The 24,656-nt window shown below is 33.4% G+C and carries 25 protein-coding genes; 5 read left to right on the top strand and 20 right to left on the bottom strand.

Annotated elements, in window-relative coordinates; all coding sequences use genetic code 11:
* The first annotated feature begins 133 nt into the window (after positions 1-133).
* From ACZ5R4_RS20405 to ACZ5R4_RS20385, 5 genes are all read left to right on the top strand, one after another.
* Positions 134-1,195, top strand: a complete 1,062-nt coding sequence (locus ACZ5R4_RS20405; protein ID WP_109983551.1) for an NAD(P)/FAD-dependent oxidoreductase — start codon at positions 134-136, stop codon at positions 1,193-1,195.
* 162 nt (positions 1,196-1,357) lie between these two features.
* The gene (locus ACZ5R4_RS20400; protein WP_054787073.1) at positions 1,358-1,978 is read left to right on the top strand and encodes a CalY family protein; all 621 of its coding nucleotides are present in this window, start codon (positions 1,358-1,360) and stop codon (positions 1,976-1,978) included.
* Between the two features lie 112 nt (positions 1,979-2,090).
* Entirely contained in the window at positions 2,091-2,903 is an 813-nt protein-coding gene (tapA, locus tag ACZ5R4_RS20395) for an amyloid fiber anchoring/assembly protein TapA (RefSeq protein ID WP_109983552.1), read from the top strand.
* Positions 2,842-3,432 carry a signal peptidase I SipW gene (gene sipW, locus ACZ5R4_RS20390; RefSeq protein ID WP_245902255.1) on the top strand — a complete coding sequence of 197 codons (591 nt, stop codon included), beginning with the start codon at positions 2,842-2,844 and terminating at the stop codon, positions 3,430-3,432. The genes tapA and sipW overlap by 62 nt, the downstream gene beginning before the upstream one ends.
* A gap of 23 nt (positions 3,433-3,455) precedes the next feature.
* The gene (locus ACZ5R4_RS20385; RefSeq protein ID WP_109983553.1) at positions 3,456-4,085 is read left to right on the top strand and encodes a hypothetical protein; all 630 of its coding nucleotides are present in this window, start codon (positions 3,456-3,458) and stop codon (positions 4,083-4,085) included.
* Here ACZ5R4_RS20385 and ACZ5R4_RS20380 read toward each other — a convergent pair.
* The 20 genes from ACZ5R4_RS20380 to ACZ5R4_RS20285 form a co-directional block, all read right to left on the bottom strand.
* Positions 4,063-5,052 (bottom strand): hypothetical protein, encoded by a 990-nt coding sequence (locus ACZ5R4_RS20380; RefSeq protein WP_464367918.1) that lies wholly within the window; start codon positions 5,050-5,052, stop codon positions 4,063-4,065. The two genes, ACZ5R4_RS20385 and ACZ5R4_RS20380, sit on opposite strands and share 23 nt — an antisense overlap.
* A 966-nt stretch (positions 5,053-6,018) precedes the next feature.
* The gene (locus tag ACZ5R4_RS20375; RefSeq protein WP_464367917.1) at positions 6,019-8,250 is read right to left on the bottom strand and encodes a glycosyltransferase; all 2,232 of its coding nucleotides are present in this window, start codon (positions 8,248-8,250) and stop codon (positions 6,019-6,021) included.
* 18 nt (positions 8,251-8,268) lie between these two features.
* Positions 8,269-9,312 (bottom strand): pseudaminic acid synthase, encoded by a 1,044-nt coding sequence (pseI, locus tag ACZ5R4_RS20370; protein ID WP_464367916.1) that lies wholly within the window; start codon positions 9,310-9,312, stop codon positions 8,269-8,271.
* On the bottom strand, positions 9,305-10,747 hold the full coding sequence (locus ACZ5R4_RS20365; RefSeq protein ID WP_464367915.1) for a GNAT family N-acetyltransferase: 1,443 nt from the start codon (positions 10,745-10,747) through the stop codon (positions 9,305-9,307). The genes pseI and ACZ5R4_RS20365 overlap by 8 nt, the downstream gene beginning before the upstream one ends.
* A complete protein-coding gene (locus ACZ5R4_RS20360; RefSeq protein ID WP_464367914.1) occupies positions 10,744-11,493 on the bottom strand; it encodes a cytidylyltransferase domain-containing protein in 750 nt (249 codons plus the stop codon). Before ACZ5R4_RS20360 ends, ACZ5R4_RS20365 begins: the two co-directional genes overlap by 4 nt.
* A gap of 11 nt (positions 11,494-11,504) precedes the next feature.
* Positions 11,505-12,677: a UDP-4-amino-4,6-dideoxy-N-acetyl-beta-L-altrosamine transaminase gene (pseC, locus tag ACZ5R4_RS20355; protein ID WP_464367913.1), complete on the bottom strand. Its 1,173-nt coding sequence runs from the start codon at positions 12,675-12,677 to the stop codon at positions 11,505-11,507.
* Between the two features lie 11 nt (positions 12,678-12,688).
* Positions 12,689-13,657, bottom strand: a complete 969-nt coding sequence (pseB, locus tag ACZ5R4_RS20350; RefSeq protein ID WP_464367912.1) for a UDP-N-acetylglucosamine 4,6-dehydratase (inverting) — start codon at positions 13,655-13,657, stop codon at positions 12,689-12,691.
* A gap of 5 nt (positions 13,658-13,662) precedes the next feature.
* Positions 13,663-15,507, bottom strand: a complete 1,845-nt coding sequence (locus ACZ5R4_RS20345) for a motility associated factor glycosyltransferase family protein (protein WP_464367911.1) — start codon at positions 15,505-15,507, stop codon at positions 13,663-13,665.
* Positions 15,497-16,105: a hypothetical protein gene (locus ACZ5R4_RS20340; protein WP_464367910.1), complete on the bottom strand. Its 609-nt coding sequence runs from the start codon at positions 16,103-16,105 to the stop codon at positions 15,497-15,499. The genes ACZ5R4_RS20345 and ACZ5R4_RS20340 overlap by 11 nt, the downstream gene beginning before the upstream one ends.
* Before the next feature lie 118 nt (positions 16,106-16,223).
* A complete protein-coding gene (locus ACZ5R4_RS20335) occupies positions 16,224-17,183 on the bottom strand; it encodes a flagellin N-terminal helical domain-containing protein (protein WP_464367909.1) in 960 nt (319 codons plus the stop codon).
* Positions 17,184-17,309: 126 nt separating this feature from the next.
* On the bottom strand, positions 17,310-17,540 hold the full coding sequence (csrA, locus tag ACZ5R4_RS20330; RefSeq protein WP_054787088.1) for a carbon storage regulator CsrA: 231 nt from the start codon (positions 17,538-17,540) through the stop codon (positions 17,310-17,312).
* Between the two features lies 1 nt (position 17,541).
* The gene (gene fliW, locus ACZ5R4_RS20325) at positions 17,542-17,988 is read right to left on the bottom strand and encodes a flagellar assembly protein FliW (RefSeq protein WP_054859878.1); all 447 of its coding nucleotides are present in this window, start codon (positions 17,986-17,988) and stop codon (positions 17,542-17,544) included.
* 12 nt (positions 17,989-18,000) lie between these two features.
* The gene (locus ACZ5R4_RS20320) at positions 18,001-18,591 is read right to left on the bottom strand and encodes a DUF6470 family protein (RefSeq protein WP_464367908.1); all 591 of its coding nucleotides are present in this window, start codon (positions 18,589-18,591) and stop codon (positions 18,001-18,003) included.
* A gap of 58 nt (positions 18,592-18,649) precedes the next feature.
* Entirely contained in the window at positions 18,650-19,570 is a 921-nt protein-coding gene (flgL, locus tag ACZ5R4_RS20315) for a flagellar hook-associated protein FlgL (protein ID WP_109983562.1), read from the bottom strand.
* Positions 19,571-19,579: 9 nt separating this feature from the next.
* Positions 19,580-21,256, bottom strand: coding sequence for a flagellar hook-associated protein FlgK (gene flgK, locus ACZ5R4_RS20310; protein ID WP_109983563.1), 1,677 nt, complete (start codon positions 21,254-21,256; stop codon positions 19,580-19,582).
* Positions 21,257-21,271: 15 nt separating this feature from the next.
* The gene (locus tag ACZ5R4_RS20305; protein ID WP_054859971.1) at positions 21,272-21,763 is read right to left on the bottom strand and encodes a flagellar export chaperone FlgN; all 492 of its coding nucleotides are present in this window, start codon (positions 21,761-21,763) and stop codon (positions 21,272-21,274) included.
* Between the two features lie 26 nt (positions 21,764-21,789).
* Positions 21,790-22,038: a flagellar biosynthesis anti-sigma factor FlgM gene (gene flgM, locus ACZ5R4_RS20300; RefSeq protein ID WP_054859875.1), complete on the bottom strand. Its 249-nt coding sequence runs from the start codon at positions 22,036-22,038 to the stop codon at positions 21,790-21,792.
* 133 nt (positions 22,039-22,171) lie between these two features.
* Complete coding sequence (locus ACZ5R4_RS20295) at positions 22,172-22,582, bottom strand: TIGR03826 family flagellar region protein (protein WP_464367907.1); 411 nt, start codon at positions 22,580-22,582, stop codon at positions 22,172-22,174.
* A 21-nt stretch (positions 22,583-22,603) separates the two neighbouring features.
* On the bottom strand, positions 22,604-23,302 hold the full coding sequence (locus ACZ5R4_RS20290) for a double zinc ribbon domain-containing protein (RefSeq protein ID WP_464367906.1): 699 nt from the start codon (positions 23,300-23,302) through the stop codon (positions 22,604-22,606).
* On the bottom strand, positions 23,299-24,651 hold the full coding sequence (locus tag ACZ5R4_RS20285; RefSeq protein WP_277678780.1) for an ATP-dependent helicase ComFA: 1,353 nt from the start codon (positions 24,649-24,651) through the stop codon (positions 23,299-23,301). The genes ACZ5R4_RS20290 and ACZ5R4_RS20285 overlap by 4 nt, the downstream gene beginning before the upstream one ends.
* Positions 24,652-24,656 lie beyond the last annotated feature (5 nt).

Genomic DNA, 24,656 nt, shown 5'->3' with positions numbered 1-24,656 from the left:
AATAAAGAATTTTCTGAATTTAATGTGTTTTGCTCTTTCTAAAGGAAAAGGATAGTTTTTTTGAACTAATTTTGTTAGTCTTAAATATAGAAATAATCACTATGAATTATATGATAGACGAGGAGTTTTGAAGATGAGAAAAGTTGTCATCATTGGTGGTGGCTATGGTGGTATGAATGCCTTACATCAATTGCTAGATCATGATTTACCTGATGATGTTCACATTAACGTAATTGATCGAAATCCATACCATTCATTAAAAACAGAATTTTATGCCATTGCTGCTGGTACGAAATCTGATAAAGAAGTACGGATTGATTTTCCAATCCACGAACAAGTTAACTATACCTTTGGAGATATTATTGAGATCGATACAGAAAATAACCAGATCCGTTTAAAAAATAATGAAGAGGCTGTAACCTATGATTACTTACTGATTGGGCTTGGCTGTGAGGATAATTATCACGGCATCCAAGGTGCAATGGAATATACAGAAAGTGTACAAAGTATTGCAAATGCTCGTCAAGCTAATATAAAAGTAAATAATTTGCCAGCATATAGTCAAGTCTCTGTCGTAGGCGCTGGACTAAGTGGTATCGAAGTAGCTTCCGAAATTAGAGAAAGTCGTCCTGACTTAAATATTCGTTTATTAGACCGAGGTGCATCTGTTTTATCTGCATTCGACGAAAAAATCCAATCCTATGTGGAAGAGTGGTTTCATCGTAACGAGGTCGACATTCTTCACCACTCGAACGTAGAGCTAGTAGCAGAAGGTATTTTTTATAATAATGGTGAGGGTATTGAAAGTGATGTCATTATCTGGACTGCAGGTGTGCGTCCGAATTACTTAGTTCGTAGCTTACCTTTTGAAAAGGATCGTCACGAAAAAATTATCATTAATGATTTTTATCAAGTTCCCTCCAATGATAATGTATTTATTGTTGGTGATTGCGCTGCGTCCAATTATTCACCAAGTGCACAGCTTGCCGGAATTCAAGGAGAACAAATAGGAGAAATATTAGCCGCGATATTACGAAATGAAACACCTAAAAGGCCAAAAGAAATTAAACTGAAAGGACAATTAGGCTCTCTCGGCAAATCTGACGGCTTCGGTAACATGTATCGTCAGCCTGTCACTGGACTACTTCCTAGACTAGCAAAATCAGGGGTACTTTGGTTAAACAAACGACATTAAAATTAGATATACAAAGAAAATAGAAGAAAATAGAAGGAAATCACTTGATAAATATTTAAAACGAGTGATTTTCTTCTTTTTTGGTTCTTTTCTTTTTCGGTATATGCGTTATAATACACTTAATGTTCTTTATATAGAACAAAATTTTGAGGAGGAATTAACATGTCGTTAAAGAAAAAGCTTGGAATGGGATTAGCGTCTGCTGCACTTGGAATTGCATTAATTGGTGGAGGTACATATGCCTACTTTAGTGACACAGAAGTGTCGGCAAATTCATTCACTGCGGGTACATTGGACTTATCTGTCAATCCTTCTACCATTATTGATGTAGACAATTTAAAGCCTGGAGATTGGATGAGCCGTTCTTTTGAGCTAGTAAATGATGGTAGTTTAGACATTTCAGCAGTTGATTTGCACACAGATTATACTGTCATTGATGCAAATGGTGACAATGGCTCTGAAGATTTTGGTGAGCATATTCGAGTAAACTTCCTTAAAAACTTAGATAAGGATTCCTTGTTCCAATATCCTCATGAGAATGTCATCACGTCTGCAACATTGGCAGAGCTTCAGGGAGAAGTTCCAGATGCCGTTGAAAATAAAATCTGGGCATTCCTTGGTTGGGGTGACGAAGCAAGTGGAATTGAAGTAGGAGAATCCGATGATTTAATCGTCCAATTCGAATTTGTGGATAATGGTCAGGATCAAAACGTCTTCCAAGGCGATTCTTTAGAGCTAGAATGGACATTTGAAGCACAACAAACGGAAGGTGAAAGTAGATAATGATTTTACATGGGGAGAGAATGCTTCTCTTCTCTCTCCCTTATTTTTATGCCTATATGCTTTCATATGTGTATAAAAATGAGAATGTCCTAATTTAAAAGGGGGGACCAGCTTGAAATTATTTGTTCGTTATAAAAAACTAATTATGCTATTTGCATTACTGATTTCTATTTGTTTAATTGGTCTATCCGGGCTAACCCATCTTACTTCTGTTACCCAATCGAAATTGATTCATTCAACGAGGGATTCTTTTACTGTTCAACTAGGGAATTGGTGGGATAAGAGTGAGCTGGTTATTACTGAACAATCGTATCAAATGAAAGATGCTTGCCCTTCTGTCCAAATTCATTTTACTGTTCAGAATCAGGGGGTTTCAATGTTAGAGTCTACTCATTATTATCTTTATTTTTCAGAAAATGGATCTCCTATAAAGAATGGAAATTTAATCAAAGAAGGTACGATCTCACCCCTTGCCTCAATGGAGGAAAAAACGTTAGTATTCCCTAATCTACAAAATGGACATTACCAACTCAAAGTAAATCAACATCCACTTTACCAAAATAAAAAGGAACAACAGTTTACAAAAAGCCCAGTCATTAAGGCATTTTGTGAATTAGAAAAGGGAAATGTCAATAAAGAGCAGATAGAGTCCACCCCAACTAAAGAACAGACAACCGATCATCCGACGCAGACGAAAACTCTAACCGAAGAGATAAAGGAAAATACAGAACAGAAAATAGAAAAAACAACGGAAGAGAATGCTGACGAAATAATAAACAATGAACAAGAAATAACGGAGCAAGAGGAAGAAGTAGTAAAAGATCATAAAGATGAAGCTTTGAATACAGAGGAGGAAAACGAGGATGGAGAAAAATCAAATGAAGGAATCGAACAAGAAAATAAAGTTCAAGAAAATACTGAGTAATACTATAACAGCCATATTGTTCGTCCTATTAATTACGATTTCTATCTTCGTAATTATAACAAGAGTTAGTGGCAATGAACCGGAAATTTTCGGATACCAGTTAAAAGTCGTCCTCTCAGGGTCAATGGAACCAACCTTCCGAACAGGCTCTGTAATTGCTGTGGAGGAATATACCAATAACTCCTCCATAGAAGTCGATGATGTGATAACATTTGTGGACGAATCTGATCAACTCATTACTCATAGAGTAGTCGATATTCAACAGAATGGTACTCATACACTTTATCAAACGAAAGGGGATAACAACCGTACTCCCGATCAAGCTCTTGTCCAAGATGACAATGTAGTGGCGACATATTCTGGAATGACCATCCCCTATTTAGGCTATATTGTGCATTATATGCAATCACCATTAGGCAGTGCTTTATTATTGATTATTCCAGGTCTTGGTTTATTAGGCTATGGTATGTATAACGTTTGGAGTACGATTATTAGGCTAGAGCGTAAGGCTAAAAATATTTCCGAATGAATGCTTAGGAGGAGGTGTTAATCATGAAAATACTTTTCATTCGAAGTGGGATAATAGGCATTGTGAGTTTGTTCTTATTCTATTCATACCCTATCCATGCTACAGCCTCAAATTTAATTGACATATCTGGCTCACTTACAAAAACGAATCATTTATTTTCAATTGAAAATATTAAGCCAGGTGATTGGGCTGATCGTGAATTGATAATCTCCAATGCTAGTAAGGAAGAAACAACCTATGACTTCGACATCCGTTTTGTGAATGGTTCTAAAAAGTTTTTTCATGCATTAACAATGGAAATTCGTTATGGTGATGCCGTTCTCTTCCATAATAAATTACATGAATTATCTGATCTCCCCTCTCAAACATTAGCTGTAAATGGTCAGGACAATTTAAACATGAGACTCTCTATTCCAAAAGAGCTCGGCAATGAATACCAAGGTCTTTCAGTAGATGCAGAAATTATCATTACAGCCAAGAGTAAAAAAGGGGAGCAAGATAGTATACTTCAGCTTTCCACCAACAGTCCAATAAGCGCTGATAAGCTCCCAAATACAGCCTCCTATATTTTCAACTTCTTACTAATAGGATCTGTTCTTTTATTATTGGGAAGTTGCATTATCTTGCTTATTAAGAGGAAGGATTTTGCTTAATATATTGATCGAAGCTTTGTTGATATTGAAGAACAAAAGCTGGATCAATATATCGTTTTAAACAATTTAAATAATTCTTTTGAATAGATTTTATGAAGTTGTCTTGTAAACGGAATTCAAAAAAGCTAGCTTTTGGCGTTTCTAATTCAAGTAAGTTGTACAATTTGGCAATATCTGAGTTTGTAGCATGCTCGACTAGCTTTCGATATAGTGAATGAATCTTTAATGATTCATATTTTTCCATTACATTGTCATATGGTACAAAATTTAATAATTTTTCATTTTCATCAGGAGGCATTTGATTAAGATATGATAATAAGAATGCTTTTTCTAAATCGAGCGATTGATTCAGCTTATTCTCTATTCTTGTCTCAATTGCTGGAAACTGAAAAGTATCCGTGATCGTATGCCAGAATTTATCTTCGTTTTCTTTTAACAATTCAAATGGCAAAACTAAAATCTTTTCGAAATACCGCTTGTAATACCTTAATATCATTTTCAATTGGAGCGAATAAAATAAAAACAGCCCTTGTTCTTCAACAAAGTCCTGTGCCGAGCCAGACCATCCTTGTTTTATCGATTGAATATAAATAGATCTAATCCAAGAGATCGGTTCTCTAACTGTAATAAGAAGCTGATTCGTTCTTGTTTTATAACGAAGTTGACTACTTGTATAATCAATAAATTTCCAAACCCGCTGTTGGCGACGTATCTCATTTAAAAATGCAGTAGAAAACCCCTCATTACTTAATATCATTATTTGATTATCTTGTTTCGGTCTATCTGTAGAAATATCCGTCTTAATAAGACTATTCATTTTTCCCTTTCTCACTTCTCTTCGTAAATGATGAAGATACTCATTACTACCTTTATTAGACAAACAATAGTTAGGGTCTCTTAACCAAATCTTCTGCATATAGGTAGTGGCAGTCTTCATCATTCCGATATGGATGAGATCGAAGTTCATTGGATCACCAGCTTTTTAAGAAAGTTGTGATATTTTATATTGAACATATAAAATTATTAATCTGATCATTTATTATATGTGTTAATCAAAAGAGCGTTCTCCCATTAGCTTATATAAAACAACTATAATACTGTATTATTTTGAAAAGGTTTAGATATAGGTTGAGGTTGAAAACTAATTCAAAATAATATTCTTACAATTTAACTCTATAAATAATTTAGGATTTAGTTTGTGCCAATTTTTAGTATAAAAATTTTACTTTCCCTTATCTTAACATATGCATCCATAATTCTTTGATCTATAATTTTGCTTTGTATTTTCACAGATTTTTTCATACTCAGTTTCTAATTTCCGTTCTTTTTCAAGTTCATTCTTGATTGCTCGATTAATACAATTAATTTGCTCAGGGATTGGTTAATTGTCCATTAATATTCATCAACTCGAAATACTCTGTAATCCTAAAGGTATACAATGATTAATTTATCCAAGTTGGTGTTCGCTAGCTTTGAGAACTGACTCAATATTAGAAAATGAGTTTTTTCATTCGTACAAATAAAAAATATAGCTTTTCAAAGATCTTATCTAAAAAAACTTTTTTGTAATTATCATTGCTTTTAATGCAAGAGACTTATTAAAGACATTAGCAATGCCAAGCAGATCAGATCTAAAGGTTCCTATGTCTACTTGTCCTAACAATTTTTCATTAGGTAGGTAGTCTAAATTTTAATTGGCGAGTTTCTTCTTAAAAAATACCAAAACACATTTAGTGAAAGCGCAACTTTTGTTTTACCATTTTCAGATTGAAAATCTATTTCAGTATAAAATTCTGTTAAAGCTAGCATCAAAACAGATAATAGATCATTGGTTTAACATAAATTAATTGCAATTATTTAGAAATAATTTATGTTAATGGATACAATCTAGTCCCTAAACCACTGCTAGTATGATTCCTTTCATTATTTCACTTCAGTTACTCTTTAGAATTATTTCATTGAAAATTTCTATAATTTGTTTTGCCCAATTTATTGGATTTTTCAGTTGTTCCTTTTCATACATAACCTGTCCATCATATATTCTTCTTTCTTTATTGAAATAGTAATATTTTAGTCTATCAAAGTACATACTCTTATCTATCGTAAACTCTTCTCCAATAATCTCTGAAATATCAGAAGATTCATTATGACTTATAATAGGCAGTCTCATATTCATTGCCATTCTTCCAATTCTACCATTACCTTCACAGAAAGGATTTACATAAATATCACAGATTTTTAGTAAAGATTGTAAATCATCTTCATAAGTTATAAAAGTAATTTGATTATTTATAATTTCTTCTTGCATTTCTTTATGAACTACTCTATGTTCAGCATTTCCAACTAATAACCACTTAATACTTTTAGTTTCTTTTAAAAATTTTTTAATTATCCTAACAAATTGTATATCAATATCTCCATCTAATCGGTTTCCAGCAGTTACCATTATAAAATCCTTTTCGTCAAATGCCAAATCTAATCTTCTTATATTTTTAAACGGTACTGGAAGTTGATTTGCATGGATAACTTGCTTAAATTGACGCTTTTTATTAACATTAATTTTTTCATATTGACTTTCAACAAATTTTTCATTATGCATTGATGTATAAAGAGTAGCATTCACAAAGCTTGAAGGTTCAGGGGACATACTCATAACCACCACTGGCATGGCTTTAGCTAATACCCATGAACGCAAACTAAAATCAGCTCCCATTAAATAAATTACATCTGGTTGGAATTCTATTATTTCATTAATCTCATTTTGCAGTTTTTCCTGTCTATTCAATAAATAATTTGTGTATTTAATTGTAACATTGAAATCTTTTAAAAATTCATCATGTATATTCTTTAATTTTTGTGAAGGTGTTGAAGAATAAAGGTTTGGATAAACAAATTCTTCTTGACAATAAATGTAAGTGTCATCCACAAATATTGTAATTTCTATATTCTGATCTAGTTTTTTAAGATATTTAGCTATTGTAAGAACTAACAAAGTTGGTGAATGTTTCAGCCCTAATAGTTGAGTAGCAACAATCGCGATTCTTTTCAGTTCCTTATGGTTATGGGATGTTCTATCTGGATAACAAGTACTTATCTTATGTCGATAAAAATTAACGATTCTATCCATTATATTCATCCGATCGCTGATAATATCGGGGTATTTTTGTACTCTTTCTTTAGAAACATTGAATAATGAGTTAATAAGAAATGGATAATGATATTGGATATGTTCTTGGTCATTTTTTAATTCATCCATCATATCCTGTAAAATTCTATCTTTAATTCCTCCTAATTTAACTAACACACTAAAAAAACTCATTTTCTCTACAAAAGGCATTTTACTCCTACTAATATAATTTTTAAAGTGTACATAAAATGCTCTTTGTTTCTCTAATGCAAAACCTGAATAAAGTTCTATTAGTTTATTTAAATCGTCATATTTTTTCTTCTTTTGCAGACATAAATTCGAGATGGTAAGGAAAAATGGCAACATAAGCTCATAATTCCTTTCTACAAAATTTAATAAGTTATCGTCAATAGTTAAATAAGTATCGGGTAATTCTTCAATTAACTTTACGTTTATTCTTTTATAAGCATCACTAATTATAAAAAAATAATCATTTTTTTTAAATGTATAATTCTTTTGTTGTACTTCTGGTTTATCCTCAATCTCTTTAAAGTTAGCCAGACTTTCAAAAAAACAATATCTTCCGTTTGTTAGCATGAAGTTACCGAATTCAGATTCTACATTAAAATTACTAAAATATATTTTCCCTAATAAATTATCTTGCTTAATAGATTTATCATTAAGATTAGATAAAAAAGATACGATTTCTAATTGTTCTTTGTAATTTCTAGAACTTTCGTCACTATTAACAAAAAACACAAAATCATCAACTAGTGTATTGTAGCAGCGATACCAACCTAATAATAAGGGTTTAATATTTGATAATAATACTAGTCTAGATAATTCTTGTTGATTTGAATCACTATATTTTATTTGATCTACTAAAATTGGTAGATGATCTATATTTAGTTGATTCTCGTTATCTACAAACTGTTCTATGATATAACCATTTTCGGAAAAAAATCGATATGTATTTAATAAAGATTCCTCATCCTTAGAAGAAAGATCAGTTATAATCGACAGTACTATTTTTTTCATATAATCACCTATTTCTTATCAATTGACCATAGTCCAGTTTAGAGGTGTTCCCCTTCTCAAATTACATTTTGCTTCTCTTTGTAGAATATTTTCATAGTATTTTGGAGATATACCATATCCTGGCCTAATAGATTTTACATTTTCTTTAGTAAATTTATCGCCTTTTTTTATGTCTTTAACAACAAATAAGGACCGGGACAAGTTTCTATTTTTCTTCTTTGTTTCAGTTAACTCATAGTTCACTTTTCCTAAAGCCAATTCAGCATCCCGCACTGAATTAACCATCTGCTCGAATTCATTTTTATCTAGTGAAAAACTAGCGTCGGGGCCACCTAAAGATTTGTCTAATATTAAATGCTTTTCAATAACTCTTGCACCCATTGCAACAGCAGTTATTGGTACTGTGGTACCAAGAGTATGATCCGATAATCCAACATATACACTAAATGTTTCTTTCATATTTTTCATTGTTAAAAGATTAGCATCCTCAATTTTAGCAGGATATGAGGAAGTACACTTTAATAAAATAATTTGTTCATTTCCCATTCGTCTACATGCTGATATTGCTTCTTCTATTTCAGCTAATGTGGCAATTCCAGTTGAAATTATTACTGGCTTATTTTTTGATGCTACATATTCAATCAATGGTATATCGGTGATTTCAAAAGAAGCGATCTTATATGCAGGAACATTTAAATTTTCTAGGAAATCTACTGCTGAGTAGTCGAACGGACTCGAAAAACATATTAATCCAAGTTCATTGGCATAATTCATCAGTTCTTCATGCCATTCCCAAGGTGTATATGCTTCCTTGTAAAGATCGTATAATGTACGTCCATCCCAAATGGTACCAGTGTTAATTTGGAAATATTCATTATCACAATCAATAGTAATAGTATCTGCTGTATATGTTTGCAGTTTAATAGCATCTGCTCCCGCTTCTTTAGCAGCCTTAATAGTATTTTTTGCTACTGTAATGTCATTACCGTGGTTTGCTGATAATTCTGCAATAATAAAAACTTGTTGAATAATGTTTTTGTTTCCAATTAACAATTCAAGCACCTACCGTTATTGTATATTTAAGATAATCTCCTTGGTTCTCTACAAACTTAAATCCAGCTCTTTCAAATAGTTTTTTTGAAGCAATATTACTAATCTTAATATAGGCTATAATGTTTTTAACATTTTCAAAATATTGCGTGCATTCTTGAACACTTTTTAGTAAAATTGATAAACTTATTCCATTTCCTCTATATTCTTTTTCAATACTTATACTTATTAGTGCTACTTTATACTTAATTTCGAAGCGAACTTGCCCTACAAATTTATTATTTTTATCTTCAATAATGAGGAATAGATATTGATCATTATTGATTACTTTATTAAACCATTCCCTATGATTCTTCCATATTATTTTTTTTTGATTAATCGAATTAGCTCTGACAGTAGAATCATTTGATAAGTGATAGACATTATAGATATCTTCGTTAGTAGCTACTCTCAATCTAAACTTATCTTCTATATCATGGTTAATTAGGAAGTAGTTAACAATATTTTTAGTACTATTTCGATCAATAAAATTAGAAAACTTTTCATATTGATTCTTTCTAACAGAATATGGAATATTTTTTTCAAAGTTATTTAACAAATTTCTAAGCGGGTCATCTTCCAAATAATTTATAAAATCATTAGTTAGGCTTAATTCCAATAAATTACTTACAATTGATTGTTGGTTTTCTGCTACTTTTATTGGTATAAAAGGGGTTCTTGTAGCTATTAATTCATATACTGTTTGTCCGGATCCCGTAATAGTTAGATCTGACATTAGCATTAACTGCTTCATTTCTTCAGCTGTTAAATCAGTGTATAATTGGACATTATCAAATTCTTCACTTTCAATATTGATATTTTTTCTCCCTGATACAACATGGAAGAAGATATTTGGATATTTTCTACAAAGACTCTTAATAATCTGTTTTAAAAAAGCAGTTATATCTGAACCACCTAATGTAATTAATACATTGGCCAAATCCTTTCTTATGGATCTACTTTCAATTTTAGTAAAGTTGTGTCTTAAGCATATTACATGTGGACCTGCTATATAACGGGTTAAAGTTGTAGAATCTACAAATTCTTTTTTCTTCAATGATGGTATGATAACAGTCCCTTTTGGATACTTTATTCTGTAGTAATCATCGAGAAATAAACATGTTCTTGCTAAATTTGATATAACCTCATAAGTATCTTCTTCTGCAATGTATGAATCAACAATACAGTAGTCATCTTCTTTTATAAAATCTTTTAAATACGAATGGAAATACCAGTTTATATTTTCAAATTTTACATTTTTTAATATTTCAGTTGATTCAAAGTCCCCATAAGTAATAAAATATGTCTCTATTCCACGACTTTTCAATTCTTCATAAATGGACGAACATCTAATAATATGACCAAAACCAGTATTGCTACCACCTTCAGTGAATATTAATACTCTCATAAGGGAACCTCTCCATTTATCTTTTTTTGCTCAATATGTGCGTTTATGTTGATTAGGTCTTTATTCTTATCAAACAATTCTAATATCTCATTTATATAAAAGTTGTGTTCCCCCATATAAAGATTATTATAGATCTCTTCTATTAATCGATAATCCTCTTTGGTATCAAGCGTCCATCTATGATTAGAGTTATCTTCCTTATTTTTATAATAAAATATACTAGCTTCATTTTCATATATATATGGAGTCACATGTTCTCTTTGATAAGGTAGAGTAGCATTTATATACGCCTTTTCTAAAGCTTCTCTTGAGAATATTTCAACGTCTAAGCCTCTCGGAAAGGTTCTGAGAGATGCATCTGCTCCTGCGTTTGTAACTAGTGAATAATTATTATTGATAAACACTTCCACCATTTCATCTATCACAATTGGATCGATTAGTGGACAATCCGAAGTTATTCGAATAATGATATTTGCAGAAGATTGAAGAATAGCCTGATAATATCTTTCTAACACATCATTCTCTGATCCTCGATACACTGTGTAACCAAGATCTGTAACTTCTTTAACAATTTGATCATCGTCTTTCTGTATAGTAGTAGCTATAACAATATTATCTACATTTTTAGATTTAGAAACACGGTTGATTACGTGTGAAAGTACCGTTTCCCCTTTTATCTTTTTAAGTACTTTACCTGGTAGTCTAGTTGAACCCATTCTAGCCTGAATAATTGCAACAACTTTCAATTGAAATCACCTTAATTTCTTTTTGAATACTTCGTTATGATATTAATTACAACCTTAATTACATGACTTAATTCTTCATCTGTCATACTTGGAAATAACGGCAATGTAATAATTGTTTCATAAAAATGCTCAGAATTTGGACAAATTCCTTTATGAAAACCTAACTCTCGATAAAATGGCTGATAATAAACTGGTATGTAATGAACATTTACGCCAATATTTTTTTCGCGTAATTCCTCAAAGATCGTTTTTCTACTGACACTTAGTTGATCTAAATTTAAACTAATTACATACAAATGCCAGCTACTATCATTATATTCCTTCTGTTTAGGAATATTTATTTCCGATATAGTAACAAAAGCCTTATTATACTTATTGACTATTGACTGTCTTTTCCTTAGAAATTCATCTGACTTATTTAATTGACTTACACCTAAGGCGGCTTGGATATCTGTCATTCTGTAGTTATAACCTAAAAATTGCATCTCATAATACCATGGACCATGGTTATCTATGAATTTAGTCTTATTCCTTGTAATACCATGTGACCTAAATTCAATTAATTTCTCATAATATTCTTTATTGTTGGTGGTTATAATTCCACCTTCACCCGTGGTAATATGTTTAACTGGATGAAAGCTGAACATGGTCATGTCACTTATGCTACCTACTTTTTCCCCTTTATATCTTGCCCCTAACGCATGTGCTGCATCTTCAATAACCACTAAATTGTGCTCAAGAGCAATTTCTTTAATTTGGTCTAAATCACAAGGCTGTCCAGCGTAATCAACAGGTACAATTGCTTTTGTTTTCTCGGTAATTTTTTTTCTGATTTCACGTGGGTCAATATTAAAAGTTTCTTTATCAATATCAGCAAATACAGGTGTTGCTTCCATATACAAAATGCAGTTACTACTAGCTACAAAGGTCATAGGTGAAGTAATTACTTCATCTCCATTCTGAATTCCGGCAGCATAGCAAGCACCGTGTAACGCGGCTGTACCATTTGAAAAGGCAACAGCATACTTTGCATCAACATATTTTGCAACAGATTCTTCAAATCTTCCAACTGTTGGACCTGTAGTCAAATAATCACTCTTTAACACAGAAATTACTGCATTAATATCATCATTATCAATCGTTTGACGTCCATAGGGTATGAAAGCATTATTATCAATATTCATTTTAATACTCCTTATTCATCAATAAGAGTCTTTAGTTCTTCAATTCTTAACCAATGCTCATTTGTTTCACTACTGTATTTAAATCCATCTTTTAATATTTTAAAATCCTGTTCTTTAGTTTCATCCCACCACGGAAATTCAGGCTGTATAATATAATAATTATCACATTCCACTGTCCTTCTAGCATCATCCTCTGTAATCATCACTTCATGAAGCTTCTCACCAGGCCTTATACCAATAATATCAATCTCACACTCTGGGCCAATTGCCTTTGCTAAGTCTGTAATCTTCATACTCGGAATTTTAGGTATAAATATTTCTCCGCCCTTCATTCTTTCAAAACTATCTATAACAAATTGCACACCCTGATCAAGTGTAATCCAAAAACGGGTCATTCTTTCATCAGTTATGGGTAAGTGCCCGGTTTCTTTCATTTTTTTGAAAAATGGTACAACACTTCCTCTACTTCCAACCACATTTCCATATCTCACTACAGCAAATCTTGTATTTTTATCTCCAGCATACGAATTTCCTGCAACAAATAGTTTATCAGATGCTAGTTTTGTTGCACCATATAGATTTACTGGTGCTGCAGCTTTATCTGTACTAAGCGCTACAACTTTTTGCACCCCTTTATCAATTGCGGCTTCAATAATGTTTTGTGCGCCATGAATATTCGTTTTAACTGCTTCAAATGGATTATATTCACATGCATCTACATGCTTCATCGCAGCAGCATGAACAACATAATCAACACCATCAAAAGCTCGATATAAACGCTCTTTATCCCGAACATCCCCAATAAAAAAACGCAGTCTCTCATCAGTAAGTTCTTGTTTCATTTCATATTGTTTTAACTCATCACGACTAAAAATAATTACTTTTTTTACATTTAGATTTAATAATTGTTCAGTAATCTTTTTACCAAATGAACCAGTACCTCCAGTAATAAGTATTGTTTTATTTTCAAGATAACTCATTAAGTCTACCCCTTTTCTTCTACTATCTTCTCTACCAGCTCATTGAAATGAGAATCTAACTCTTTATATTGCTGTGTTAGTTGTTGTAAAAAAACACCAAAGGTTACTTTAAAATGATCCACTTTTACATCTATTCTAGTTTCAAATTTTATCTTTTTCGTTTTTTTGACTAAATTTTCTATTTGAACCCTTAACATAGGTAATAAGAAAGTTAGATAATATTTATTACTTTTTAATTTCTTGAATTTTTTATCAAATTTAGCAAATTCCTTTTCAATATATTGTGAATTTTTTACGTTGACGCTATTATTAGATAACTTCCCTAACTTCCTTATAAAACTATTTAATTCGCCAAGTTGTTGTTCAAATGTCGATTTAGCAGATTTTAAAAATAATAGATTTTTTTTAATCTTGTCAATTTCATACTTAGAATCTGTCTTATACCATTTATGGTTAACCTGTTGATCATGGACAAAATGCTTTTCAATAACTTCTTGTAAGGGTATAAAAGGAGCTCCATTTATTCTTGCCCCCTGTTTAGTCGTGTTATAAACATTAACATTTGAAGTGGCTTTAATATATGCCTCTAATTGCAGTCGCATTCGATTATAACCCTCATCAGTCCAGATATCATCGTTATTTACATCTTTAATTGACAATAGTTTTTTTTTCGACGATATCTCATTATCGTATTCGATCCCTTTAGCATACCTCCTATTATTCTGGTATGATAGATTTTGTCCAACTAAATAGATATTTTTAAACCCTAAATTTGTTAATAACTGATACGTGACTACCGCAATAGAGGGGGCATCATAAACCACCTTAAAATCGTCTACTTCTCTTAATAAAAAAGGGGCTAATGTATCTTGACTAGTAAACATATGAAGCATAGGGCCATTGTAATCATCCAATGTTTCGTATCCAACTGTACTACCAAAAATTAATGGTATATTAGTAATATTTTTATCCTTCACTTTTTGAATGACCATTTGATTCCGTTCCTGAGGGTCATATGTGCATGTCGCATCAGGATAGATCCCCTGATCTATTAAAGAATTAATTGCTGAACCAACTGAAAAGATGTAAGCTAACCCCTTGTCTTTAATCTGTCGTAAATTTTCAAATTCCTCATTCAAGCTAGGTCCTGCTGCAACTATAATGGCAGATTTGTCTTTAAATTGGGATCGCTCAACATCTTTTAAGATGTTTGGTGTTTTCACGATTGTGGGAAAATTCTTTATGGCATTGATAGTCCATCTCTTCTGAAATGAGAAACTTGTTACTATTTTATTTTTTTCATTTTTAAAGAAAGAAACAATAGAATCGTAAAACATCTGTAGTTCCTCTTGATACAACTTCTCATAGATCGGTAGACAAAAGGTTTGAAAGTTTTCATTTAATCTCGTACTGATTTTTTTTATTTGTTCGTCTAGTTGGAAACTTTGATAAAAAATTGTATGTAACCTTTGATTTGACAATTTAGAGATATCATACTCGCTCAAAAATGTTGTAAGTATATCTTTATTTGGTTCATAAATAGAGAAATTAACATTAGGATATTTGCTAATTAATTCGTCTAAATGATATCCTAAGCCTATCCCGAAGATAATAATGTGATTAGTGCCCTCTTCAATAGTAAATTGATCAACTAAACGTCTTGCTTCATTTTGTGGATCATATTTGCTATGAATATATTTATATGTCTCTCCTTGTTTAATCTTTAAGGTTGGAATATTCTTTTTTGTTTGTTCAACTAGAATATGATCTTTATTTAAAACATGCTGCGTTAAATCATTTAATAACTCTCTGTTATATAGTCTCAAATAATTTCTATTTTCAATTAGCATCTTTACGACTTCCTTCTATGTCGATAGTATAAGTGATTATGTTTTTTAGCTTCTCATAGGTAGGCTTAAATTCAAATAAAATAACGTCAGCAATAAGTGTATTATCATCATTTTCTATACCTTCATTTAAAATTTCAACTTGTTCTTGTATTTTATTGTAAGAATCAATATATTCTATCCAATTGCTTGGTTTTTCTTCAAATGAATCGATTTTTGTAATCAATTGTATAAGCCATTGTAATCCTTCTGTAAATTCTGTAAAGCCATTCCACTCCTCATTAGTCGGATTAGAATAAAATTTATTACCTAGATCCTCTAAAGGGATGATTGCTTGATTAATATACTTTTCTGCAGAGTCTAACGTATCATTTATAAATTCCTTTTTCGATTTTGCGATGATTTGCACCGTGGTTATTGTCGCTAAATACCTGTCTAAATATTGCTCTATATCATTATAGAGATCTTTACCGTCTATGACTAAATGACTAAGTATTAATTTGTTATTTAGAAGATTATTTATCTTTTCAATTACCTCATCCACAGATCTTAGGCTATTCAATTCAACTATCTTCTCATCATTATTTAAGATTAATTTCATGTATATCCTCCAATATTACTATTCGTAATAATTATATCGACATATTTTTTTAATAATTAAGAGTAAAAATAAAAAAAGAACCTGGAATTAATATCCAGATCCTTTTCAATAAAATTAATTATCCTAATAATTGAAGTACAGATTGTGGTTGTTGATTTGCTTGAGCTAACATTGATTGAGATGCTTGAGAAAGAATGTTTGCACGAGTCATCTCCATCATTTCTTTTGCCATATCTACATCACGAATACGAGATTCAGCTGCAGATAAGTTCTCAGAAGAGTTATCTAGGTTAGAGATAGTGTGCTCTAAACGGTTTTGGAATGCACCAAGATTAGAACGTTGAGCAGATACTGTTTCAATTGCATCATTGATTACTTCAATTGCTGCAGAAGCTTTTTCATGATCCGCTACAGATAATCCATTTGCCGTACCACTTGTTCCGTCTTCAAGTAATACACCACCATCAGTAGAGTAAGCTGCACCTGAAACTGCTCCATAACCAGAAGCACCTGCCATTAATCCTGACACTGAAGCACCAACTGTATGAGCTCCACTTCCAGTTAATCCTAAAGCTTCAGCACCCATATCTTGAATTGAAATAGTCATGCTTTGACCATTATTCGCACCAACTTGGAATGTTGCTGTAAAACCTGTTGCACCACTTACATTTAACATCTTTTGAGTGTTAAACTCAGTAGTTTCACTGATACGGTTGATTTCTGTAGTTAATTCGTTAATTTCTTTTTGGATTTCGTTACGATCCACACCTACGTTTGTATCGTTGGCAGCTTGTGTAGCTAGCTCACGCATACGTTGAAGGATATTTTGAGTTTCTTGAAGAGCACCTTCAGCAGTTTGGATCATAGAGATACCGTCTTGAGAGTTACGGCTTGCTTGATCTAAACCTTTGATTTGAGCACGCATTTTTTCAGAGATTGCAAGACCTGCTGCGTCATCTCCAGCACGGTTGATACGTAGACCTGAAGAAAGCTTCTCCATTGAGTTTTGCATTGCGCCTTGGTTGATTCCTAGTTGGCGATAAGTATTCATCGCTGGAATATTAGTATTGATAATCATAAATAAATTTCCTCCTTGAAAGTTATGTTTTCCCACATCCTTGTGGAGTTACCGACTAATGTGATTGCGGCCGTCAATCACATCAACCAGCTTCTAATAGTATTATCGGCTCATGTATCGTGATGTTTAATTATTTTTATTATTTTTTTTCAATAAATCAATGATACTGTCTGAAAGATTCGCTGCATCACTATTCTCCGCTTGAATCGACTCATAAACCTCTTGTCGATGGATATCGACATCTCTTGGGGCTGAAATACCTATTTTCACTTGTTCTCCATCAACCTCGAGTATCTTGATCTCGATATCTTCACCAATTTTTATTGCTTCATTAGACTTTCTTGTTAAAACTAACATACTACGCCTCCTTTGTGTTGGAGGATTGCTGGAAGATCGCTTCCCTCGTGGTATATTTTGAATGCATGGTAACTAATTGTTTGGCTTGTTTGTTTGATTGATTAATAATCACTGGTGCTTGAAGATTGGCTGTGCTGGTAGTTAAAGGTTCCCTCACTGTTACAATAGATAATGCTCTTACTTCCTCCTTCTTTTCGATAGAAAGCTGATTTATCGTAGCATCATCTAATTTAAACTGATAGTCTTCCACAAACAAAAACGGATCGATCACCACAAATGCAGGGTTTTGTTGATGAATAGATTGCAATACTTGAAATAAACCACTTTCTTCAAAATTCAATAACACAAAATCTTTTTCATCTAAAAAGCCTGGTATTCCTTGTGGAAAACGAATAATGTCCTCTTCTTTTATTTCTACCACACCAAAATATTTCGTTTCGATTCTCATATGTCACCTCTTTTATAGATCCATTTCAAAATGATTGCCTACAAATTTCATATTAGTAAAATCAATTTCCAGCCAGTTTTTTTGTTTTAAATAGACCTCTACTCCTCCTGGTCGATACTGAAATTGATTTTTCGTTTGTTCTGTACGTATAATAGGCTCGTTTGCCTTTGCTTTAATATCCACCCTAGCTGGTTGGTAATCAAACTTCACACCATCCAAGGAGGGGATCCAGCCAATATTAAACTGCTTCATCGGTCTTTCCCCGTTTTGTTTCGCTATTTGTGCAATACGATTACCACCATTTTCGATTTTCATTAATTGATCACCTTGATGGCGACGTTTTTTTGAGCCTTGTATAGCGGTTTGCATGGCTTCTTGTGCCATTTTTTTCACAGATTGATCAACAGGTATTATACCAACATCTGCTAACGCTTTTGATTGGTCTATCGTTAACTTACCTGGTTCCACATTAATTTGGAGCTCTGCTTCTGGCTGTTTAATTGTTTGTTTAGCAGGTCCTGAATCAATGCTAAGCTTTGCATTTTTAATATTCAGTCCAATCATTGCATTCTGTGACTGAATGCTTATTTGAGGTAATTGCATGATCATTTCTCCTTTTGCGAAAAAGCCTCACCTTAGAATGTAAGGTAAGGCTTTTTAATCAGCGTAAAAAGTCAAGTAAAGTAGGCTGGATCACTCTCGCTCCTGCGCTTAGTGCTGCACGATGGACTGCTTCTTGTGATGTTAAATTCAAAATGACTTCTTCTAAGTCTGCATTTTCATTTTTTGACATCATATCCGTTGCGGTCACTTGTTGTTCTAATACCCGATTTTCGATTAAATCAATTCGATTTTGTCGAGCTCCAAGGTCTGCTCGAGCATTGACGTTATTATCTATATGTCCATCAATTTTTTCTATAAATTGGGCAATTTCCTCATCTGATGCATTATCATCATCTAAAGTATTTGCGAAATCAGTTAGGTCTTTGAATAGGTCTTCTGTAAATACTTCATTCCCTTTTGTATTTACTTGGATTTTTGACCCGGTAGAAACTTCAATATTTACTGCATCTTGATTGCCATAAAATTGAAAGAAATCTGGATTTGCTGCTGAAGTATCCTCTCCATCTAATACATATGGTTTGTCTCCACCATTACCAGTTGTTGCGGTTCCACTGAAAATATACTTATTATTTACTTTCGTGTTAGCAATCTCTAGAATATGCTCTTTTAGTTGTCTCACCTCAGAAGCCATATTGCCTCGCTGGCCTTCTTCATAAGTACCATTTGCCCCTTGAACAGCTAACTCCCGTAAACGTTCAAGCCCCTTTTGTACTTTTTCAAGCGCTGAATCTGTATTATCCATCCAGTTATGTACTTCCCCAATATTTCGTTCATATTGCTCTAATTGATTCACCTGTGTGCGATAATTCATCCCTTTCATCGCAATCACTGGATCATCAGATGGTCGATTTATCTTCTTTCCTGTAGATAATTGCTCCATATATTTACCTAAGCTATTATAGCTGTTACTCAAATTACGCAGCATATTGTTCGTTAACATACTTTGTGTGACTCTCATTTACTCTACTTACCTCCCTACTAATCCCATATTGTTAATAATTCGATCTAACATCTCATCAACCACCGTCATGTTACGTGCAGCAGCATTATAAGCATGTTGGAATTGAATGAGATTTGTCATTTCTTCATCCAGTGAAACCGTACTAATAGACTGTCTTGTTTCTACTACCTGTTTACGGAGAATTTCCGAGTTTCCTTGCATGCGAATGGATTCTTCTGCCTTTACTCCCATTTCTCCAATGATTGATTCAAAATAGCTCTTGATAGAAGCTTTCTCATCTAATGTTGGAACAAAATCCGGAGCTGTATTGTTAGAAGTGATGTATTGTTCTACTCGTTTTGTATAAACATCAGCAAGTGAGATAGCATTTTCACCGTCTCCTGATGCTCCATCACTACTAGCTGCTATTAAATCTGTATCATTTTTAATTGCCTCTGCAACATCAATGGTATCGGCTGTGCTTCCTACGAAAAAGTCAATCCCCTGATCTCCTAAGCCATCCCCATCTGAATCTACTAAGGAGTAACCATTTTTATGTACTGCATTGAATTCATTGACAAAATGCTCAACCATTACATCTAATTCATCTAGCATTTCGTTATATTCACCGGCAGGTACATTCGTTCCGGTACCATCATAATTAAAATCTTGTAAATAACCTGCTCCATCTACTATTGCATTCAATTTACCCTGGACTTCATAATTCTCCCCATAAATAAAAACTTCTTGGTCATAATTAGCAACAAGTGCCTCTATTTGTTCTTCAGAGGTCAGATCTCGATCTGGTTGTGCAAAAAACATAGCTTGTACATTATTTTGATTATCAAAATCAACAAATACGTGGTTAACTGCCTCATCACTACCAGCAATAATGTCTACACTACCATTTACTAAGGTAATTGGGTCTGATCCATTGTTTTCTACACTAGTATTCTCTGTATTAAGAGTTATTGTTACAATCCCTTCTGCTATCGGACTAGGTTGTCCAGTACTCTCACGATAACTCACATTTATATCTACATATTCCGATAATTCATCAATCAAACTATCCCGTTGATCATATAAATCATTTGGAACATAACCGTGTGGCTCTATTTTTGCAATCTGACCATTAAGCTGATTAATTTGATCAATTATAGAATTAACATCTGTCTCTCCAACCCCAATTTCATTTTTTAAATTGGCTCGGACATCTTGTAAGGAGGAATGAACATACTGAAAGGATTCTGCTAATGCTATTGCTCTTTCTTTTACCACGGAACGAGCACCTGAATCCTCTGGGTTAACGGATAAATCTTGTAATGCTTGCCAAAACTGATCCATTGTATGAGACAATCCTGCTTCCGATGGTTCATTAAGAATAGTCTCCATCTTGGACATGATATCTGCTTTAGACGTATAATACCCTACCTTCGCATTCTCCTGACGATATTGCTTATCAATAAAACTATCTCTTATTCTCTCAATAGATCCTGCTTCCACACCTGTTCCAATCTGCCCCGGAATTTGTGGGCGATTCCTAGACGCTGGCGGGAATGGTGTTGTAGCATTAAAATTCACCCGTTGCCTCGTATATCCTGCTGTATTAGCATTTGCTATGTTATGACCTGTTGTATATAAGGCGGTTTGCTGTGCATGTAAAGCACGTTTTGCTACCTCTAATCCACCAAAGCTTCCTAACATTTCTTCTCCTCCTCATTATGCCTTTGAATCAAATACGGATCGTTTCGACAAGGAATCCTGTGAAGATTTCCCATTCCCATAGTTCAAATTTTTAAGGGATGGCTGCACCATATCCAAGGACAAACGAACAAATTGAAGTGATTGTTCCGTCAATTGTTTATTTAGATCCTCTTGTCTTCTTAGATCTAACAGTAATTCTGCTAGCCTTAAGGTTACCGCTTCAAGAGCAGTTCTCTCTTCTCCTTCTGCGTATTCCTCAATAATAGTGGAGACTGAAATATTCTGATCAAGCTGATTTGAATTAGCCCAGATCTCCACCATTTCATTACGCTTCTGTTCCATTTGATTAATCGCCTGCACATGCTTTTGCTCTTGATTCAATAAGCGTTGTAATCCCTCTATATTGCCTTCCTTCAGCACTTCTGTTTTTTGTTTTGAAACGTGAAGTAGACTTTCATGTAACTGAATCATTTTCTCTAACTGTTGCGTTATTTTCCGAACTGACATGTAAGTGTCTGCTCCTTTTAGCTTAATTATTTCCAAAAATTCAAGATTTTCCTTGCTGTTTCTTTTACATTTACTTTATATTCGCCTGTTTCGATTTGCTGCTGAATTTCCTTCACATAGGCTTGGCGACTATCCTTTGCTTGCATTTCTTTTGCTTTATTAGAAATTTGTAATTGGTCTTCCTGACGTGTAGTGGATTTATGGGATGTTTGTTTTTTCTGTATCTGTTGTTGATATGGATTAACATTCGTATGGTTTGGTCCGTTCACTTTCATGACCACTCACCTCTTTCCTAACTATTGCGTATCCTATATTCTATATCATGTATATCGACAACTCAGCCAAAAAGTTAAATATATTTTTAGTATAACTAGGTTGAGCGACAATGAGAAGTAATTTTTAAGAACGCTAGTCTTTCGTAAAATATGTTCGAATTTTCTTTTCGTCTTCTTCATTTCGTTGCTTTATTTGATCTATCTCATGATGTTTTTTTAAATCATATTTTATGTCATTCTTACATTTATCACATAGTACCCCAGATGACACGGGCTCACCACATCGTTCACAAGAAGTATACAAATTAGGAAACTGAGATCGCCGTAAACGTTTATCCTTCACGAATTGTAGAATAATTTCATGTTCGACTTCTGTTGCTTCTGAAATCTCTGTTATTGTTGCTTGTCTATTTTTTCTTATTCGTAAAAACTGAACTACACTTTCATATTTTTTCTCTTCTTCCTTCATACAATCTGGACAGATCGATCTGTTTATCTTCGCAAAAACTTTATCACAATATTCGCAATTTGCCAGTTCAGCCATCATGGGCTACCTCCCTTTTATCTATCGAATTAACGTAAAACTATATACATGTGGGCAACCAGCTAATTTCAATGTTTTGGCTGCATGATAGATTGTAGTACCTGTTGTATAAATATCATCGACAATAACAGCGGTTTTGTTTAGGCCTGTTTCTAGATAAAATGGATTGTTAGATTCTAAACGAGCTCTTTTAGATTTTTTGGATTGTTTTTCTGTTTTTGTTGGATCCCTTTTTAAAATCGATGGAATAATAGATTTCTTTGATATAATCATTGCAATAGCTTCTGATTGATTGAAGGCACGCTCATATAACCTCTCTTCTGTTAGTGGTATTGGTATCATAACAAAATTTGAATCTAATTTTGAAAAATGTTGATCAAATACTTCGAGAATATATGGTTTGAATATTTCAATTAAATGGTAATCACCTCTGTATTTCCATTGTGAGATAATTTCTTTCATGAAGGAGTTATACTGGAAAACTGCACGGTTTTTCTCTAGTACTTCTTTACACTCCCCACGCGTTTCCCACCTTATGCAATCCGAGCATAGCCCTTGTTGCTTCATTTGTCGACCACATTTTTCGCATATGTCTCCTTCTATCTGTTCTATCTTTTTTTGGCATTCTTCACATAGGTTGCTAGCTTTATTAGGAAAAAGAAAATTGGACCATGTCACCTCTGTTTGAATAAAGGACTGACAAATTAAACAGTAGCTCATAACGCTTTTCCTTTCTGGTTCATTCGTTTTATTTGCTTGACCGCTTGAATCATAGCTTCTGTCTTACCTTGATGAATCAACAATACATCTCCTGTTGGATCTTTTGGGCTTCTGCCAGCGCGTCCAGCAATTTGAACGATTGCTGCTTCATCAAAAACGTCGTGACCAGCATCGATCATAACCACGTCAATGGAAGGAAAGGTGACGCCTCGTTCTAAAATCGTTGTTGTTATTAATACATTTATTTTCCCTTCACGGTATGCTGTAATTTTCTCTTTTCGTTTTGGATCATCGGCATGAACGGTAGCAAGGTCCAGACCTTTTTCCTCTAGTAATTTCGCAAAAGGAGTTAGCAGTTGTATCGTTGGAACAAATAGTAACCATTGTCGCTTCGGATCATGGCTATCTAGAAACGCTTCTAAACTATGAAGCATTTTATTTTGAGAGATTTTTCGCTTGAGACCTAACTCAAGCCTTAAACGTGGAACAGGTAGTGGATAGCCATGAAAACGAATCGGGACAAAGATAGCTTTTAATTTGTTCGATTCAATCAATCGTTTTTGTTTTGGGCGAGGCGTTGCGGTGAGATAAATTTTAGTGGCATATTTTTTGGCAGATCTTACTGCAAACTGATGTAGTAATGGATCATGATGAAATGGAAAGGCATCGAGTTCATCAATGATAAGTAAATCAAATGCATTCTGATAACGGATTAACTGATGGGTAGTTGCGATAATAAGCTGCCCAACACCTGTCCTATCCCCTGTTCCGCCATATAATGCCTCCATTTCTGTATTTGGAAACACCTCTTTTAGACGGGGGTATAATTCTTGGACAACATCTGCTCTTGGTGTAGCAAGACAAATCCTTTTATTATGTCTAATCGCTTCTGTAATTGCTGGATAAAGCATTTCTGTTTTACCTGCACCGCAAACCGCCCAAATCAGTAGCTCTTGCTTCGGTTTACTAGTAGCATGAAGGATAGCATTTGCTGCTAACTGCTGATGCTTAGTTAGAGTACCATCCCAGTAGCATGGATTTTTTTGCTGTGGCCAGACGATATCAGGTCCCGTCCAAAGGAATAGTTCTTCACAAAAAAGTACTCTACCAGTTTGGATACAATTTCGGCAATATACATGGGTGGTTTGGCAACGAGAGCATGGGATTTTACCAAAGTGATGTAGGGTAGTGGTGTGACATCTATTACATTTATATTGATGAAATTTTCTCGTGATTGCTGGAATTGATTGAAGGTAACCAAGTTCTATTAGATGGTGAAATTGGTCATTGGGGATATTAATTTCTTCACGAAGTAAAATTTTCCCTGCTAAATAATGACTTTCTTTCATACAAA

It is taken from the genome of Gracilibacillus sp. JCM 18860 (assembly GCF_055395245.1).
The sequence above is the reverse complement of the archived record's forward strand: the minus strand, read 5'-3'. Positions and strand labels throughout refer to the sequence as shown.